Here is a 17,770-nt window from a genome sequence, read left to right as displayed (position 1 = left end):
AATGGGCGCACTTGCCACTAAATTAGCCGCAAAATCAGCAGAATTTAAAAATTTTTTTTTGGGACAATTTCCTGAACAACAGTTAAAAGCGGGAAACTCAGAAAAATATTATCAAACCCTCATAGATTTTGATTTTATTTCTCTAAAAATTCAATCTCCTAACTTTGGAATTGAAGCATTAATTAAAGATTATGATTTAATTACCAATCCAGAAATATTTGATAATTTAGAAGAAGACGAAAAATTAGAAACTGAACAAATCAAAACCCTAAAATTAATTCAAAATGCTTTACAATTATCAAACCATATTTTGAATCAAGACCCAAATCAATTAGTAGGACAACTATGGGGAAGATTACAGAGTTTTCAAAATTCAGATGTTCAGAAAATATTACAAGATGCAGCAGAAAGTAAAAGTGAAATTCCCAGATTTCGTCCCATTACAGCCAGCTTAACAAATCCTGGAGGTAGCCTCTTAAGAACACTCCCAGGTCATAACAAAGATATCACAGTAATAGCCATGACTCCTGATGGTAAAAAAGCTGTTTCTGGTTCAGATGATGCTACCTTGAAATTGTGGGATTTAGAAACGGGAATAGAAATTTCTACTCTCACTTTTCCCACTTCTTATAAAGTAGATTCCATAGTCATTACCTCAGATGGAAAAAAAGCCTTATGTTCTAATTATCAAGCCCTGATAATGTTGGATATAGAGACAGGAAAAGAAATCTCTATGTTGACTAATTTAGATTCTACATTCTACGACTATTTAGACTCAGTATCTATCACCCCAGATTATAAAAAAGTTCTTTGTTGTTTTCGGAAAATGTTGAAAATATTGGATGTAGTAACAGCAACAGAAATTTCTATTCCTAATGAAAATATAGAGATAGCAGCTATTAACCCTGATGGTAAAAAAATCCTTTCTTTCCATACCTGGCTTCATGAAAGTGGCTATGTTCTGGATGGTATAGTAAAATTATGGGATTTAGAAACAGGAAAGGATATCTTTACTCTCAATGAATATAAAGCTATTCGCGGTATGAGCAGTGATAAAATTTCTGGCAAATTGGTAATTTCGAGCGATGGAAAAAAAGGCTATTTCTATTTCCCAAAATTATTAAATGTATGGGATTTAGAGACAGGAAAAGAAATTTCTGATCTTACTGATGATCAAGAATTAAATACTGTAAACGTCTCTCAAGAAATATCTAAATTTACCAGTGATAAGGAATTATTAAAAACCGTAGAAACTGCTAAAGTTGTAGCGATAAATTATAATAATAAAAAAGCCATTACCTCTTCTGGTGAAACCCTAAAAGTGTGGAATTTACTAACAGAAATCCAAATCTCTATCCCTAGCAAAAATCATGCACAAATTAAGTTAGTAGATATTAATTCAGATGGTAAAAAAGCCATTTCTTCCTGTGGTAAAACCCTGAAAGTGTGGGATTTACAAACAGGAACAGAAATCTCTACACTTACCATAGATAATATTCAGTTGGAACAGTCATACTATGATCGAGATAAATTAAATCTCATCGCATTAACTCCAGATTGGCAAAAAGTCCTGAGTATTGATAACGAAAATGTCAAAATATGGAATTTAGAAACAGGAAAAGAAATCTCTAGTTTTGCTATCTATCATAATATAGACATTAATAATGATTGTAAATTAAATGTCATAGCTTTAACGCCAAATTGGAAAAAAGCCATTGTTGCTTATAATTATCGCTGGGATACGGGAGTAGACACAAGTTTGAAATTGTGGGATTTAGAAACAGGGATAGAAACTTCTACCAACCTCTATAAGCAGGAAATGAATTTGCCATCTTATTATTATCAAACTTCTGATAAAAAGTCACACATTCTACTATGGGACTTAGAAGCAAAAAGAGAAATATCTTGTCTCATTGATACTAAATGGTTCAATGCAATGAAAATAACTCCCGATGGTAAAAAAGTCCTTTCTTCTTCTGATGAGAATACCCTAAAACTCTTGGATTTAGACACAGGAAAAGAAATCTCTTCTTTTATTGCAGATAGTCCTATAATTTGCTGTGCTATTTCCCCAGACGGCTTAAAAATTGTCGCTGGAGAAGAATCAGGACGAGTGCATTTCCTACAGTTGGAATTTTTAGATATGCTGAAGGAGGTGGAATAAATGGGGGAACTTGCCACTAAATTATCTTTAAAATCAGCAGAATTCCAAAATTTATTTTTGGGACAATTTTGTGAACAACAATTAAAAGCAGGTAATTCAGAAAAATATTATCAAACGCTAACAGAATTTGATTTTATTTATTTCAAAATAAATCATTCTAAATTTGGAGTTGAATCTTTAATTAGAGATTATTATTTAATTCAAGATTCTGCAATATTAAATAGCTTAGAAAAAGATGAAGTTTTAGAATTGGAAAAAATTAACACTCTGAAATTAATTCGACGGACTTTAGAATTATCAGCCCATGTTGTAGATGCAGATAAAAATCAGTTAGTAGGTCAATTATGGGGAAGACTACAGAGTAATCAACAGCCAGAAATTAATAAAATATTGGCAGATGCAGCACAAAGTAAAAGTGAAATTCCTCGATTTCGTCCGATTACAGCAAGTTTAACTACTCCTGGAGGAAATTTATTACGTACCCTGACAGGTCATAGTAGCCGATTAGAAGCGGTATTGATTACAGAGGGCAAAATAGCGGTTTCTGCTTCTGCTGACAAGACTATAAAAGTGTGGAATTTGCGAACAGGAAAGGAAATGTTTACTCTGACTGGTCATCAAGATACAGTTAGAGCGATCGCTATGACTACATCATTAAGTGAAACGATAGCACCTTTAAGTCAAAAAGTTGTTTCTGGTTCAGATGACAACACTTTAAAAGTCTGGGATTTGCAGAAACGAAAGGAAATCTTTACCCTAACTGGTCATCAAGATTCCGTGAGAGCAGTAGCTATGACGACCGATAGTCAAAAAGCTGTTTCTGCTTCTTTGGACAAAACTTTGAAACTGTGGGATTTGCAAACAGGAAAAGAAATTTCCACCCTGACTGGTCATGAAGGAGCGATAAGAACAGTAGCAATTACACCAGATGGTAAAAAAATTCTTTCTGGTTCAGAAGACAACACCCTCAAACTCTGGGATTTACAGACAGAAACAGAAATCTTTACTCTCACTGGTCATGAAGGAGCGATAAGAACAGTAGCAATTACACTAGATGGGAAAACAGCACTTTCTGGTTCAGAGGACAGCACCCTGAAACTCTGGGATTTAGAAACAGGAACAGAAATCTCTACTCTTACTGGTCATCACAGAGCAATAAGAATAGTAGTAATTACCTCCGATGGGAAAAAAGCACTTTCTGGTTCTAGAGACAAGACTATAAAAATGTGGGATTTAGAGACAGGAACAGAAATTTTTACTCTCACTGGTCATAACGGACCTGTAAGAACAGTAGCAATTACACCAGATGGTAAAAAAATTCTTTCTGGTTCAGCAGACACAACCCTGAAACTGTGGGATTTAGATATAGGAACGGCCGTCTCTAGTCCAACAGGTCATAATGATTGGGTAAGAGCAGTAGCGATCGCTCCAAATAGTAAACAAGCTGTTTCTGGTTCTGGTGACAATACCCTAAAACTGTGGGATTTAGAGACAGGAACGGAAATTTCTACTTTCACTGGTCATAACAGTGCAGTCAGAGCAGTAACTATTACTCATGATGGCAAAAAAATCCTTTCTGGTTCTGATGACAACACTCTAAAACTCTGGAATTTAGAAACAACTGAAGAAATATTTACCCTGACTGGTCATAATCATCCAGTTAGAGCAGTAGCAATTACACCCGATGGGAAAAAAGCGGTTTCTGGTTCTGAGGACAATACTCTAAAACTGTGGGATTTAGAAACAAGAAAAGAAATTTTTACCTTTATTGGTCATAAACACTGGGTAGGTGCAGTAGCAATTACCCCAGATGGGAAAAAAGCCCTGTCTGGTTCTCGTGACAAGACCATAAAACTATGGGATTTAGAAACAGGAAAGGAAATTTCTACCCTAATTGGTCATAAAGATTGGGTAGGTACAATAGCAATTACACCAGATGGAAAAAAAGCCGTTTCTGGTTCTAGTGACAAGACCATAAAACTATGGAATTTAGAGACAGGAAAGGAAATCTCTACTCTCACTGGTCATAGATTTTGGGTAGGTACAGTAAAAATCACCCCAGATGGTAAAAAAGCTATTTCTGTTTCTTATGATAATACACTGAAATTGTGGGATTTAAAGACAAGAAAAGATATTTCTACTTTTACTGGTGACACATCTATCGTGTGTTGTGCAGTGTCCCCAGATGGATCGACAATTGTAGTAGGTGAGCAATCAGGAAGGGTTCATTTCCTGCGGTTAGAAACTTAAAGTTACATTAATAATCCAGATATAAATATAGGAAATATATGAGAGGAAATAAAAGTGCAGTCAATACAGTAGCAATTACCCCAGATGGGAAAAAAGTCGTTTCTGGTTCATCTGACAAAACCCTAAAATTGTGGGATTTAGAAACAGGAATGGAAATATTTACCCTGAGTGGTCATGAAGACTCTATAAATACAGTAGCAATTACACCTGATGGGAAAAAAGCAATTTCTGGTTCTAGTGATAAAACTCTGAAAATATGGAATTTAGAAACAGGAACGGAAATATCTACTTTACAAGGTAGTAACTACTCAGTAGCAGAATTAGCCATTACCGCAGATGGAAAAAAAGTTGTTTCTGCTTTAAAAAATGAGACTTTAAAAATATGGGATTTAGAACAAAGAACAGAAATCACTGAGGTAAATGTTCTTTCAGATTGGGGATATGAATTAGTTATGACTCCAGATGGCACAAAAGCTATTTCTAAAGTTCGTGATCAAAATCTAAATCAAACTCTGAAAGTGTTAAATTTAGAGACAGGTCAAGTAATTTTTAATATCAATATTAACAACTATTGGGCATCGGCTTTAGGAATAACACCGAATGGAAAAAAGGCTATTGCTGCTCTCTATGACTCTTCAGATATCAGGTTTATGTACACAGATAAAAAACCCCCTGCTGCTGATAAACCAATCATCAAAGTGTGGGATTTGGAGACAGCGGAGGTCATCTTTATGCTTTCTTCAGAATGCTACGCATATACATATACAGACAACATAAACTATGTAACAGCGATCGCCATGACTCCAGATGGAAAAAAGGCTGTTATTGCTCTAGATGACACTACTATCAGGGTATGGGATCTACAAACGGATCAAGAAATATTAATTCTTATAGGTCATGATTGCTGGATCAATGCCATAACTATCTCTCAAGATGGAAAAAAAGTCATTTCTGCATCGTGCGATCGCACTTTGATAATGTGGGATTTAGACACAGCAGAAGAAATCATCTTCACTGGTCATCAAAACTCAGTCAAGACAGTAGCTATAACTCCAGACTGTAAAAAAGCTGTTTCTGGTTCTGATGATAAAACTCTAAAAGTATGGGATTTACAAACAGGTCAGGAAATATTTACCCTAACTGGTCATAGAGATTCGATAACACAGGTGGCCATAACACCAGATGGTAAAAAAGCCGTTTCCGCTGCCAATGATAGGACTATGAAAATATGGGATTTGGAAACAGGGATGGAAATAAGTAATCTTCCTTCTCAACCATACAAAAAAGCTGGTCATGAAAAATCCGTAACAGAGGTAGCTATAACCCCCGATGGAAAAAAAGCCCTTTCTATTTCTGAAGATGACAACGCTATTATAGTGTGGGATTTAGAAAAAAATCAGGCAATCTCGATTCTAACAGCTAATCTTAATTCCGTACATACATTAGCCATCACACCCGATGGAAAACAAGTTCTTTCTGGTTGTCGTGACAACATAATATTGTGGGATTTAGAGACAGGAACAGAATTTACCTTTACAGATAATGAATATTATGTAAGAACATTAGCCATCACACCCGATGGTAAAAAACTTTTTTCTGGTTCTCGTGATGGCCTAACATTATGGGATTTAGAAACAAAAATGCGAATTCCCTGGATAGGTTGTGGCTTTTTGATCAACAAAATTGCTATCACTCCTGATGGCAAAAAAGCAATTTATGATGCTTATAATAATAACTTAAATGTGTGGGATTTTGAGGCTGAAAAAATAATTTTTACCCTGACTGGTCATGAAAAAATGGTAACATCAGTAGCCATTACACCAGATGGGAAAAAAGCAGTTTCTGGTTCATCTGACAAAACTGTAAAAGTGTGGGATTTGGAGACAGGAATGGAAATTTCTAACCTTAGTTAAAATTAAAGAACATGAAAAAAATATGGTAAATACAATCAATATTCCCAGATATCCGCCAGAATTTGAGCAAATCATCGCCGCTAAAAATCACAACTTTGTCGGTCGTGAGTTTGTCTTTGCTGCTATTAATAATTTTCTTAATCAATATGACCGGGGCTATTTTACTATTATCGGTGAACCGGGTATTGGTAAAAGTGCTATTCTTGCCCATTATGTCAGCCAAAATCCCGGAATTGTTTATTACAATGTCGAAATTGCGGGTAAAAATCGCGCTGAGGAATTTCTGACAAATATCTGTACTCAATTAATAGAAATTACCCAACATCAAGGCAGTAAAAATGTAACATCTAATTTTTCTGATTCTACCACAGAAAACAGTAGTTTTTTATCTTTATTACTGCAACAAATCAGCGATAGATTACATCCAGAACAACGGTTAATTATTACTATTGATAGTTGTGATAGAATTGATATTAATAATCAACCACGCGGCTCAAATCTTTTCTATTTACCCCGTTATCTGCCGGAAAAGGTTTATTTTATCCTTACTCGTCGTCCTTTTTTATCAGATAAATCAGGTTTATTAATTGAAACTCCATCTCAATCTTTAGATTTATCAAATTACCCAGAACAAAATCGCGCTGATATTCAGGAATATATCAGAAATTTCAGCTTTCAGAATATTAATCATCAATTAACACTTCTGAGTCAAGATGAAACTAATTTTATGTATGTTAGCGAAATCTTGACAGCTATTAATGAAAATATTTATCCTGAAAATTTACAACTTTATTATCAAAATCATTTAGAAAAGATGAATTTAACAACCAGTGAACAGCAAACAATAGCTTTACAGGTGTTAAATATCTTAATTCAAGAGCGATCAATTTCTATAGAAACTATAGCAGAAAGATTAGATGAAGATGAATATGACATCAAAGTAATTTTAGATAATTGGCGAGAATTTTTCCATTTAGAATCAAGAGTAGAAGAAATTCAATATAGTCTTTATCATGTTAGTTTTCGTGATTGGTTAAGGCAACAACTTGAGTTTAAATAAAAATAAAATGAAGTATTAATAAATAAGCGAAGTAAATTTTATTAAATCAAATTATGACAAAACAAATTTCATCATAGATTGATGTGCAGAGAAGTTATAAATTGAAACTTAAATTAACGGGCTTCTTAAAGGTTAACCATTACAACTGGCCATTTTCTCGTTCCCGTACAGAGTATGGGAATGAGTTCTCGAAGGGTCTGCCTTATTTAGTTATAGCAGAGGCTCTGCCTCTGTGATGGCATTCCCAGTCGGAGACTGGGAACGAGATAACAGAAAAACATAAACAGTTAAAACAAGATCCCCCTAGCGGCTTTTTTCCGAGCTAGGGGGATCACATATTGCGTAGTCTATAAATCTTTCGGTATAGGCAGTTAAATCAAATATATCCAATATATTTCATTTTGCCTACCCCCAGGATGATGTTTTACAATAATTTTACAAATTCTTTACAATTACCGTGGTCTTGAGAATCAATTATTAAATTATGTATTATAAAATACAATATTTTGGCATTCTACACCCTAAGATCTACACCCCTTCTTGAATATCTTGTCAGATGGGAGCATTTTACTGATAAACACTTATCTATGATAGGAACAACGCTTGTAAATTATAATCAATTAAATGCTAACCCGGATTAAAGATATAGCCACCAACCTAGCACCCCGCTTAGTAGAGATTCGCCGCCATATTCACTCACACCCAGAACTCAGCGGACAAGAGTATCAAACTGCTGCGTTTGTGGCTGGTGTATTGTCTTCGAGTGGTTTGCACGTGGAAGAAGGGGTGGGTAAAACTGGTGTGATCGGTGAATTACACAGCACTCACCAAGATGAAAAAGTGTTGGCAATTCGCACTGATATGGATGCTTTGCCCATACAAGAACGCAGCGGATTGGAATATGCTTCTCGGATGGAAGGAGTAATGCACGCTTGTGGGCATGACGTTCATACTACAGTAGGTTTAGGTACAGCGATGGTGCTGTCGCAAATAGCAGATGAGTTGGGTGGTAAAATCAGGTTTTTATTCCAGCCAGCAGAAGAAATTGCCCAAGGTGCAAGCTGGATGGTAAAAGATGGGGTGATGAATAATGTCTCTGCTATTTTGGGGATTCATGTTTTTCCTTCGATCCCGGCTGGTTCTGTTGGTATTCGTTACGGTGCATTGACAGCAGCAGCAGATGATTTAGAAATTATTATTCTTGGTGAATCTGGACATGGGGCGCGTCCTCATGAAGCCATTGATGCGATTTGGATTGCTTCGCAGGTAATTACCGCATTGCAACAAGCTATTAGCCGCACTCAAAATCCTTTGCGTCCAGTGGTTTTGAGTATTGGACAGATTAATGGTGGTAGAGCGCCCAATGTGATTGCAGATAAAGTACAGTTATTGGGTACGGTGCGATCGCTCCACCCAGAAACCCGCGCCCAACTACCACACTGGATTGAAAATATTGTTGCTAATGTTTGCAATTCCTACGGTGCAAAATATCAAGTTAATTATCGTCAAGGTGTACCCAGTGTACAAAATGATTATGGTCTGACACAATTATTACAATCATCAGCGGAGGAAGCTTGGAGTAGCGATCGCGTGCAAGTATTACCCGAACCTTCCCTTGGGGCTGAAGATTTTTCTGTTTATTTGGAACACGCTCCTGGTTCCATGTTTCGCTTGGGTGTAGGCTATAAAGATAGAATCATCAATCATCCTTTACATCATCCGCAATTTGAAGTTGATGAATCTGCCATAATTACCGGGGTTGTGACGTTGGCTTATGCGGCTTATAAATACTGGCAATCTAAATAAACTACAGCGATATTAAGTATTTTTTAGATGTTAATCTACTGCATAGCTCCCCAACTGGGGGGAGTTGTTCTTTATGAATGTTGTTACTCACTAAACCTATTGCTAAAGGTGAAGTTAGAGAAAATTCCTGCTATACTATTTTGATTAATAGCAAGTTAAGAAATCGGGTTTTAGCTGCTATTCATCCACACAAGTTCAAAGATAACTGAGAACTTTTGATTTTTACATAAACTTAACCTATACTATGCCACCGATAGAACCTCTAGAATCTTCGTCACCACAGCCTATGAGTAGTAATTGGTACTTGTTAACTGTGCGTTCTAAAAAGCGAGAAGTATTTTTAAAATATCTAAAATTTGCGATTGACCAAAATAAACTAGAAGAATTTTTTTTAGATATTAAAATCCCCCAAGACTCAGTATATGAAGATATGGTTTTACTCAATCTGAGTAATTTTAAAACTGCTTCTACATATCTAAAAAAAGTTGAATGTTTTCAGAATATAGAACGCAAACCCTTACAGTCAACACAAGTTAATCGGATGTTGGGGATTCTTTAAATTAACGACAATATCCCCAACTTCTATAAGAAGTCGGGGATACAAGTACCTGATAAATTCTAAACCGTCGCTCCTGTTCTAGTTCCTCCCATTCGCTCTTGAATTCTGCTCTTAGCGGCTTTAAATTGTGTAGCTAATTCTTCAGTTTCTCGACTACTCATGTTGTTACGAATAGCCGCAAACATGGTGCTTTCTTCTTGGCGAACATGGTCGCCAATTTCATCCCATATCTGTCTAAGTCTGTCTTTGAATTCAGGTGCAGAAGGGCTAATTGCTCTCAATTGCTCAAACATTGGACCCCAGCGAGCTTGTTCATTATATAATTCTTGGGTGTTAGCCTCACCATAGAAAGGACGTACTCTAGGATAAACGACTTCCTCTTCCGCAGCTGCATGGGCGCTGATATCCTTGTAAATTTGTCCAAAATACTCTTGAATTTTTTGAGGATCATCACTTTGTAGCAATTCTGTAAATAAGATATTTACCTTATTGTGATCCATACGCAGAACATCTTGGATATTCATATCCTGCTTGTCAGAATTTTGGGTAACAGCACTACCTACAGCACCACTAATAGCTGAGATCGCATCTTGAACTCTTGCCCAAATTCCTTGATCTGCATCTAGTCCTGTCAGTTCCCGCACACCTAAAATTTCTAAAATTCCTTTCAGTTGTTCTTGATGAGCGCGGTTTTCAAAATTGACAGTATTTAGAGGACCAATTGCTGCCATGACATCAGCGCCAACTTTCTGTGCAGCTTTATGAATTGTGATACCATTCATCACTTGTTGATGCTTCAACAACTCATGCTGGAATACTTTTTCAAAGAAACTTAATTCATTACCTTGCATTAATTGGCGAATCGTTTGCACCATTTGTTGCGCTGTTGAATCCGCATCTTTTTGGATGCCATATTGAATGACTACGGTATCAAGAATACCTTGATTTTTGCGGTCATCATCAAGCATTTTGCGAATACTATCAGCCACTTCACCGTCAGTGCATTCTCTCAAAAACAGTTCTTCATTTTGAATAAATAACTGTTGCAGTAATTTCATATCTGCTAGTTTTACTGCAATAGCATTTCTTTTGGTATCATCTAGAGTTGCTACCATTTTTGATTCTCCTCGCCAAAGTAGTCGTATTTATTGCCAATTTCAGGTTCGCATAGTAACTAAATATTTTCCATCTTTCTTTTGAACGATTAACTTATGAACCCAGAATAGAAAGGCAGAAATAATTACCAAAAAACCCTGGAAATTGGGTCTTCTTCTACTAGAAGATATATAATTTTTTATCTTATTATCACTCTCTAGATAGATAAATTTTTATGGCTAATTTTCTAGATTGACTCAAGGATAGCCAATTAGTAAATTAAGAGATAATGTCAGAAAATCCAGGGATAGGAGAACAAGCACTGAATAAAGCCGCAGAAATAGGATTATCTAGCCAGTTAGATGAAGTCGAAAATTTAGAAGTCAACATCAAGACTGAACCGCTCAAACTGATTCAGGGAGAAATTGAACAAGTGCATATTGTCGGCGAGGGTTTAGTCATGGAACAAGACCTCCGCATGACAGCAATGGATATGCAAATCACTAGCGTTGCGATTAATCCTCTGAGTGTTGCTTTCGGGAAAATTGAACTTACCAAACCCACCAGAGGTAAAGCAGAAGTTGTTTTAACCGAAGCAGATATTAATCGCGCTTTTAACTCAGAATATGTGCGGGATAAACTGCAAAGCCAGAAAATCCTAGTCAATGGACAACAGGTAACGATCTCACCCCAACAAGTAGATTTTTCTCTACCTGGTGAAGGCCAAATTTTGATAAAGTCCAAGATATTATTAGTTGAAACTGGCGAAATTAAACAAATAGGCTTTACAGCAGTTCCTCATATTAATGCCAGTGGTAAAACTGTGGATTTACAAGATGTTGAGTATAGCCAAGGTCAAGAAATATCACTGGAATTAACACAAGCTTTGATAGATGCAACCAGTGAAATTCTGAACTTAAGCAACTTTGATTTAGAAGGAATAAGCCTGCAAGTTAATAAATTGGAGGTAGAAAAAGGCAAATTGACCTTACAAGCTGAAGCTGATGTCGAGAAAATTCCTACTGCTGAATAAGAGGATCTTAAATAATGGAAACTACAAAACCAAATTCCACGCCATTTCCCAATGTGCCGCCAATGATTGAAAGCGACGATAGAGAGTATCTAGATAGTGGTGTACCCAGTACAGTTGCGATCGCTGGACATCCCCTACATCCCCTCAGTATCATCTTTCCTATCGCCTTTTTAGCCGCAGCTTTAGGCAGTGACTTTGGCTATTGGTTAACGCGAGATTTTTTCTGGGCTAGGGCTTCTTTCTGGTTAATTGGACTGGGCTTAGTGACTGGCGTGATCGCTTCAGCAATTGGCATGAGCGATTTTTTACAAATTGAAAGAGTTCGTAAACGTGCCGCAGGCTGGACACATTTGATTCTTAACGTTTCTATCCTGGTTTTCACAGCCTTGAATTTTATTATTCGTTGGGGCAATGCTGAATCACGCATACTGCCTTGGGGCTTAATTCTCTCCCTGATTGTCGGAACCTTAACCAGCCTTACCGGGTGGTTTGGTGCTGAACTTTCTTATCGCCACAAAATCGGTGTCGTGGGTGCAGGTAGCAAAAGATATCCATAATTAAAAGTGTCGCTTTCAAGAAACAAGGATACGGGGGGAAGAGGAAAAAGTTATTAACAGTAATTAGCCGGACATGATCCCAGTATATCTTCCGGCGTATTTATATCTAAAATTACTGCTGGATGAGCAAATTCAACTTGATAAATTAGGTGGGAAAATTCTTTGATAATTTGACGTAAGCCTAATGTTTCTTCGCGAATATTTAATAAGTGCGATCGCATTTGATTTGCAAATAATAAGGGATGCCCCATTTTACCTTTATATGTAGGTGCAGTAATCAAAGCTGAATTTTCTTGATGTGCTTGCAGTAATTGTTGATAAACTTCTAATGTTCGAGGTTGATCAACTGCGGAAATTGCTAATACATCGAAAGATAGGGGAATATGTCGTAAAGCTGCGATAATAGAAGTTGTTTTACCAGCATCACTATGAGGATTCACTACTACTAAACTATCAGCAAGACAATCTTTCTGTCTATGGTTATTATGTAAACCTAAAACTACCACTGGTGTAAAACCCAAACTTAACCAAGTTTCTATTTGATAGGTTAATAAGGTTTTACCTTCACCCCAAGGTATGGCAGTTTTACAACTACCCATGCGAATAGATTTTCCTGCTGCGAGGATAATAGAAAAAAACGGCATAAATAGTTGAAGTTGATACCAATCAATTTTATGTGAGGCTGTACAGAAGGCTGTACATAATAGACATCTCCGGTAATTAAATGTGCGTGGTTTGAAACCCTTGTAGAGACGTTCCGGCGGAACGTCTCTACCATATTTCCGGAGCGGAACGTCTCTACCATATTTCCGGAGAGGTCTAATAATGAAATCCATTGATTTATCCGTCTTTATCTGCGATCAATTATTCTTGATATCTTATTCTATGCAGCTTCATATTAATTTGCTATGAATGGTTCAATTAATATCTAAATTTTATCAGATAATGAAACTCCAGTACCACCACGACGCACTTTAATTAATTCTGCACAAATACTAACGGCAATTTCTTCGGGAGTTAAAGCACCAATATCTAAACCAATGGGTGCATAAATTGATTTGATGAATTGTGTAGATTTAATAGGCAGCATTTTGTAAACAGTGTTGACTCTTTTTTTACTACCAATCATGCCAATATATTTTAATTTTAAGTTACATAATAACCGTAAAGCTTCTAAATCTTGCTGATAACCTCTCGTAACTAAGGTAACATATAAATTAGAGATGTTTTCTATGTGTTTCTGAATTTCTGTAATAGGTTTTCCTAGCACTAGAGAAGCTTGAGGAAATCTTTCTTGATGAGCAAATTCTGGGCGGTCATCTTGGATAATAATTTGAAACCCTGCTATTTTGGCAATTTGTGCTAAAGGTACTGCAATATGTCCAGCACCAATAATTAATAGTGTAGGTGGTGGTTCTAAAAGTTCAATTAATCCTGTAGTTTGTATGTCAGTAATTAATTGTTCATCTGCTAGTAAATAGGGATTTTCATATATTGCTAATGGTGTGATAAGTACCTGTGATTTTCCCAATGATAAAACATCTATAATTTGATTGACTAATTTTAAGCTTTCAGTTCCTGACCACAATTCTAAACATACTAACATTATACCGCCACAAATTCCATCTGTTTTTTGATGCGGTGCGCCTGAAAAGTCAATTTCTACAATTTGTTTTATCCCTGTTTCTAATACCTGCAAAGCTCGTTTATAAACTTTTGCTTCTCCTGCACCACCGCCAATTGTGCCGCAGATTTTACCATCAATGGTAATGAACATTTTCGCGCCAATTTCTCTAGGTACGGAACCTTTGGTATTGATGACTGTGGCTAAAACAACAGCATTTTTTTGTAAACTTGCTGCTAATTTTTGGTAAAATTCAATCATGAATCTTTATTTTTAATTTTCAACATTCAATGTTTAATTGATTCCAAATTCTTTCTGGTGTCATGGGGAGTTGGTAAAGCCTACATCCTGTTGCATGGGCGATCGCATTAGCAATAGCAGGGGCTGTACAATTAGTAGTAATTTCTCCCACTCCTTTTGCGCCAAATGGTCCATAGGGGTCGGCTTTTTCTATGAAAATGACTTCTATAGGTGGCATATCTGCGGCTGTGGGAATGCGATATTCTCTCAATGTAGGGTTGAGGATGTTTCCCTGTTCATCAAAAAATAACTCTTCAGTTAAAGCATAGCCAATTCCCATTCCTATTCCCCCGGTTGCCTGTCCATGACAAATGCGTGGGTTAATTGCTTTACCTATATCAATTGCTTGTACACATTTTAAAACTTGAACTTTTCCGGTTTCGGTGTCAACTTCTACTTCTACACCTTGAACTGCAAATGTTAATGTTGCCTCATCTGCTGCATAGGAAATTTCTACACTATTTTCATTAGTTTGCAGAAGTTTTTCTGCTGCTAATTTCACAGCTTGCCCAGATATATAAACTGTTGCGGAAGCATAGGAACCTGCATCAAAAGGGGTTTCTTGTGTGTCACCGGCGATGATATAAATATCAGCAACTTTGACGTTAAGAACTTCTGCTGCTATTTGTCGCAGGGTGGTATCGGAACCTGTACCTACATCTACAGAACCTGTTCTTAATTCATATTTGTGATTAGCTAAACGGTATAATTTCACTTTAGCTAAATGAATTTTTGACAAACCACTTCCTTGCATGGAAACAGCAAAACCTACACCCCGACAGCGATAACCTGTAACTATTGGTGGTGTTCCGGGAATGTAATTTAGGGACTGAATTACTTTTTCCCAACATTCCAAAACGCCGTAACTACCAATTAAATTAAAGTGGGCTTTGGATTTTCCTAGATGAATAATATCTCCTGGACGAATCAAATTTTTTAACCGCATTTCTACAGGATCAATTTTTAGCTGTTGGGCAATTTCATCAATTTGGCTTTCCATGGCAAAAGTGCCTTGAGTTGCACCATAACCACGAAATGCGCCTGCTGGCATTGTATTTGTATAAACTGCTAAACCTGTAAATTTTTTATGGGGACAACGATACAATCCTAATGGCAAATAACCTGCTAAAAATACTACTGTCGGACTATGATTTCCATAAGCGCCGGTGTTAGCAATTACTTCTATATCTTGGGCAATTAATGTACCATCAGTTTTGACTCCACTTTTAATTTTTATTTTCATAGCATGACGGCTATTGGTGGCGGTAAATTCTTCTTTTCTGGTAAATTCCCACTGTACAGGTTTCCCTATTTTCAATGTTGCTAATGCACAGATATCTTCTGATAATATTTCTTGTTTATTGCCAAAACCGCCACCAATTTGAGCTTTATAAACGCGAATTTTTTCCAGAGGTAATTTGAAAAGCTGGGAGAGTAACCGCTGACAGTGAAATGGTACTTGAGTGCTAGAACGAACTACTAATGTTCCATCCTCTTCTAACCAAGAAATAGTAATATGTGGTTCGAGGTGAACGTGTTGAACTGCGGGTAATGTGTAGGTGTTTTCCAGAATTAAATCTGCTTGCGAAAAACCCTCTTCTACATCACCAAATTCTAAAGATATTTTTCCAGCAATGTTGCGGTTTCTATCAGGAATTTGTGATGATTCTGGTTCGTCATGAATTACAATTCCACTATCCATTGCTTGTATTGGGTCAGTTACATGAGGTAAGATTTCATAATCTACTTCAATTAATTGACAAGCTTTTTCGGCAATTTGAGGTGTTTCGGCAACTACAGCGGCAATGCGATCGCCTATAAATCTAACTTTATGATCTAATATGTAATGGTCTAATGGGTCGGGGACTGGTTCCGCGTGACCTGCTGTAGTATAGGCTATTCTGGGGACATCTTCATGGGTGAAAATTTCCACTACACCAGCAAGATTTTTCGCTTTTTCGATATTTATTTGCAAAATTCGCGCATGGGGATAAGGCGATCTCAATACCTTCAGATGTAATAATCCTGGTGGTACAATATCTCCTGTATAAGCTGCTTTCCCAGTGACAATTTCTCTACCATCTTGTTTAGGAATACTTTCACCAACGCAATGCTGTATATTAGGTGTTAATTCCTGAGTTATGAATTGTGAATTTTGAGAGAGTTGAATACTTTCAATAATTGCTTGATATCCCGTACAGCGACATAAATTCCCTTTTAAAGCAAACCTCAATTCATCTTCTGATAATGTCGGTAATTTTGCCGCACTCATCACCATTCCCGGAGTGCAGAAACCACATTGAAATCCTTGTTTCTCTAAAAATGCTTGCTGTATTTTTGCAAGTTCATTATTTGTACAAAGTCCTTCAATTGTGGTAATAGATTGATTAGCAATTCGCATTGCTGGATAAATACAACTGTGAATTGGTGTATCATTTATCCAAGCAGTACAAGCACCACAGTCACCAGCATCACAAACACGGTGGACACCAAATAAACCTAAATTTCTTAATACAGTTAAAAGACTAGTTCCCGGTTGACAAGTGGCTGTATAAGTTTGATGATTAATTTGCAAAGTTAAATTTTCTGATATCATAAAGCTGATAGCGATCGCTTGATTAAAATTTTTGTTAATTCTCGTCGATAATTTGCACCTGCTTTAGCATTATCAAGAAAATTCTCTTTATCCAAAGCAGCAATAAATTTATTTTCTGCTGTTTCTATATTTTCAGCTTCTCCTAATAACATGGGTGCAGGAACACTAGCACCAATAACACAACGTATCTGTTGATTATTTTTCGTAGTTACTACAATTGCTAAAGCAGGATCAGTTGCAGCAATACTAAATCTTTGATAATTAATTTGCCATTTTAAATTATCTACAGGAATTAAAACTCGTCGGAGAATTTCACCTGGTTGTAAAATTGTGATTTTGGCACCGAGTTGAAAATCTCTAGCAGCTACTTGACGCGACTCTCCTTGTAAATTCCAAATTTCATATTTGGCATCTAAAGCTATCATTAAAGGTGCTAAAGTTCCCACTGATAAAGCTAGACAAATATTACCTCCTACCGTAGCTAAATTAACAATTTTAAATGATGCTGCTAAAGCATTAATAGCAGTTTTAAATCCTGATCCTGCTGTCCATTCTTTTAACCAGGGATATTCTAATAATTTAATTAACGGGCAAGTTGCACCTATGATTAAATTATCTTGTTTTACTTCAATTTCTGACCATCCCCAAGATTGAATATCTACCAACACTGTTAAATGCGGTTGAGGTTCAGAAAATAGCCAAGTTCCACCTGCTAACCAAGTCCAATCTTCACCCCAATGGGTGATATTTTGGATATCATCAGGACGTAAATAAGTGGAAATGTTGGGTAAGTCCATAAAAAATTCAGGAGTC

Annotated in this window: 14 protein-coding genes; 9 read left to right on the top strand and 5 right to left on the bottom strand. The window is 36.5% G+C overall.

Annotation, left to right across the window (positions count from 1 at the left end):
• The first annotated feature begins 1 nt into the window (after position 1).
• From H6G06_RS14310 to H6G06_RS14285, 7 genes are all read left to right on the top strand, one after another.
• On the top strand, positions 2 to 2,164 hold the full coding sequence (locus H6G06_RS14310) for a WD40 repeat domain-containing protein (RefSeq protein WP_190561194.1): 2,163 nt from the start codon (positions 2 to 4) through the stop codon (positions 2,162 to 2,164).
• Positions 2,165 to 4,414 carry a WD40 repeat domain-containing protein gene (locus H6G06_RS14305; protein WP_190561192.1) on the top strand — a complete coding sequence of 750 codons (2,250 nt, stop codon included), beginning with the start codon at positions 2,165 to 2,167 and terminating at the stop codon, positions 4,412 to 4,414. It begins immediately after the preceding gene.
• 38 nt (positions 4,415 to 4,452) lie between these two features.
• Positions 4,453 to 6,327, top strand: coding sequence for a WD40 repeat domain-containing protein (locus H6G06_RS14300; RefSeq protein ID WP_190561190.1), 1,875 nt, complete (start codon positions 4,453 to 4,455; stop codon positions 6,325 to 6,327).
• 22 nt (positions 6,328 to 6,349) lie between these two features.
• Positions 6,350 to 7,387: an ATP-binding protein gene (locus H6G06_RS14295; protein ID WP_190561188.1), complete on the top strand. Its 1,038-nt coding sequence runs from the start codon at positions 6,350 to 6,352 to the stop codon at positions 7,385 to 7,387.
• A 624-nt stretch (positions 7,388 to 8,011) separates the two neighbouring features.
• Complete coding sequence (locus H6G06_RS14290) at positions 8,012 to 9,193, top strand: M20 family metallopeptidase (RefSeq protein WP_190561186.1); 1,182 nt, start codon at positions 8,012 to 8,014, stop codon at positions 9,191 to 9,193.
• A 77-nt stretch (positions 9,194 to 9,270) separates the two neighbouring features.
• On the top strand, positions 9,271 to 9,402 hold the full coding sequence (locus tag H6G06_RS27830; RefSeq protein WP_277875202.1) for a hypothetical protein: 132 nt from the start codon (positions 9,271 to 9,273) through the stop codon (positions 9,400 to 9,402).
• 35 nt (positions 9,403 to 9,437) lie between these two features.
• Positions 9,438 to 9,752: a chromosome segregation ATPase gene (locus H6G06_RS14285; protein WP_190561184.1), complete on the top strand. Its 315-nt coding sequence runs from the start codon at positions 9,438 to 9,440 to the stop codon at positions 9,750 to 9,752.
• A 59-nt stretch (positions 9,753 to 9,811) separates the two neighbouring features.
• On the opposite strand, the gene H6G06_RS14280 is transcribed toward H6G06_RS14285, so the two are convergent.
• The gene (locus tag H6G06_RS14280; protein WP_190561182.1) at positions 9,812 to 10,867 is read right to left on the bottom strand and encodes a hemerythrin domain-containing protein; all 1,056 of its coding nucleotides are present in this window, start codon (positions 10,865 to 10,867) and stop codon (positions 9,812 to 9,814) included.
• Between the two features lie 269 nt (positions 10,868 to 11,136).
• Here H6G06_RS14280 and H6G06_RS14275 point away from each other — a divergent pair, with 269 nt between their 5' ends.
• Positions 11,137 to 11,880 (top strand): LmeA family phospholipid-binding protein, encoded by a 744-nt coding sequence (locus H6G06_RS14275; RefSeq protein WP_190561180.1) that lies wholly within the window; start codon positions 11,137 to 11,139, stop codon positions 11,878 to 11,880.
• A 14-nt stretch (positions 11,881 to 11,894) separates the two neighbouring features.
• A complete protein-coding gene (locus H6G06_RS14270; RefSeq protein ID WP_190561178.1) occupies positions 11,895 to 12,437 on the top strand; it encodes a DUF2231 domain-containing protein in 543 nt (180 codons plus the stop codon).
• A gap of 53 nt (positions 12,438 to 12,490) precedes the next feature.
• Here H6G06_RS14270 and H6G06_RS14265 read toward each other — a convergent pair whose 3' ends face one another.
• The 4 genes from H6G06_RS14265 to H6G06_RS14250 all read right to left on the bottom strand — a co-directional run bounded on the left by H6G06_RS14265 (position 12,491) and on the right by H6G06_RS14250 (position 17,754).
• A complete protein-coding gene (locus H6G06_RS14265; RefSeq protein ID WP_190561176.1) occupies positions 12,491 to 13,081 on the bottom strand; it encodes a nucleotidyltransferase family protein in 591 nt (196 codons plus the stop codon).
• A gap of 284 nt (positions 13,082 to 13,365) precedes the next feature.
• A complete protein-coding gene (locus H6G06_RS14260; protein WP_190561174.1) occupies positions 13,366 to 14,322 on the bottom strand; it encodes an XdhC family protein in 957 nt (318 codons plus the stop codon).
• A 19-nt stretch (positions 14,323 to 14,341) separates the two neighbouring features.
• Positions 14,342 to 16,957: a molybdopterin-dependent oxidoreductase gene (locus H6G06_RS14255; RefSeq protein ID WP_199306706.1), complete on the bottom strand. Its 2,616-nt coding sequence runs from the start codon at positions 16,955 to 16,957 to the stop codon at positions 14,342 to 14,344.
• A complete protein-coding gene (locus H6G06_RS14250; RefSeq protein WP_190561172.1) occupies positions 16,954 to 17,754 on the bottom strand; it encodes an FAD binding domain-containing protein in 801 nt (266 codons plus the stop codon). Before H6G06_RS14250 ends, H6G06_RS14255 begins: the two co-directional genes overlap by 4 nt.
• Positions 17,755 to 17,770 lie beyond the last annotated feature (16 nt).

The sequence above is a fragment of the Anabaena sphaerica FACHB-251 genome, assembly GCF_014696825.1.
Taxonomy (GTDB): Bacteria; Cyanobacteriota; Cyanobacteriia; order Cyanobacteriales; family Nostocaceae; genus RDYJ01.
This window is presented reverse-complemented; position numbering and strand designations above follow the sequence as displayed.

Coding starts and splice junctions, on each gene's coding strand:
- H6G06_RS14310 (WP_190561194.1), top strand. CDS start 2: ATGGGCGCACTTGCCACTAAATTAGCCGCAAAATCAGCAGAATTTAAA.
- H6G06_RS14305 (WP_190561192.1), top strand. CDS start 2,165: ATGGGGGAACTTGCCACTAAATTATCTTTAAAATCAGCAGAATTCCAA.
- H6G06_RS14300 (WP_190561190.1), top strand. CDS start 4,453: ATGAGAGGAAATAAAAGTGCAGTCAATACAGTAGCAATTACCCCAGAT.
- H6G06_RS14295 (WP_190561188.1), top strand. CDS start 6,350: ATGGTAAATACAATCAATATTCCCAGATATCCGCCAGAATTTGAGCAA.
- H6G06_RS14290 (WP_190561186.1), top strand. CDS start 8,012: ATGCTAACCCGGATTAAAGATATAGCCACCAACCTAGCACCCCGCTTA.
- H6G06_RS27830 (WP_277875202.1), top strand. CDS start 9,271: ATGTTGTTACTCACTAAACCTATTGCTAAAGGTGAAGTTAGAGAAAAT.
- H6G06_RS14285 (WP_190561184.1), top strand. CDS start 9,438: ATGCCACCGATAGAACCTCTAGAATCTTCGTCACCACAGCCTATGAGT.
- H6G06_RS14280 (WP_190561182.1), bottom strand. CDS start 10,867: ATGGTAGCAACTCTAGATGATACCAAAAGAAATGCTATTGCAGTAAAA.
- H6G06_RS14275 (WP_190561180.1), top strand. CDS start 11,137: ATGTCAGAAAATCCAGGGATAGGAGAACAAGCACTGAATAAAGCCGCA.
- H6G06_RS14270 (WP_190561178.1), top strand. CDS start 11,895: ATGGAAACTACAAAACCAAATTCCACGCCATTTCCCAATGTGCCGCCA.
- H6G06_RS14265 (WP_190561176.1), bottom strand. CDS start 13,081: ATGCCGTTTTTTTCTATTATCCTCGCAGCAGGAAAATCTATTCGCATG.
- H6G06_RS14260 (WP_190561174.1), bottom strand. CDS start 14,322: ATGATTGAATTTTACCAAAAATTAGCAGCAAGTTTACAAAAAAATGCT.
- H6G06_RS14255 (WP_199306706.1), bottom strand. CDS start 16,957: ATGATATCAGAAAATTTAACTTTGCAAATTAATCATCAAACTTATACA.
- H6G06_RS14250 (WP_190561172.1), bottom strand. CDS start 17,754: ATGGACTTACCCAACATTTCCACTTATTTACGTCCTGATGATATCCAA.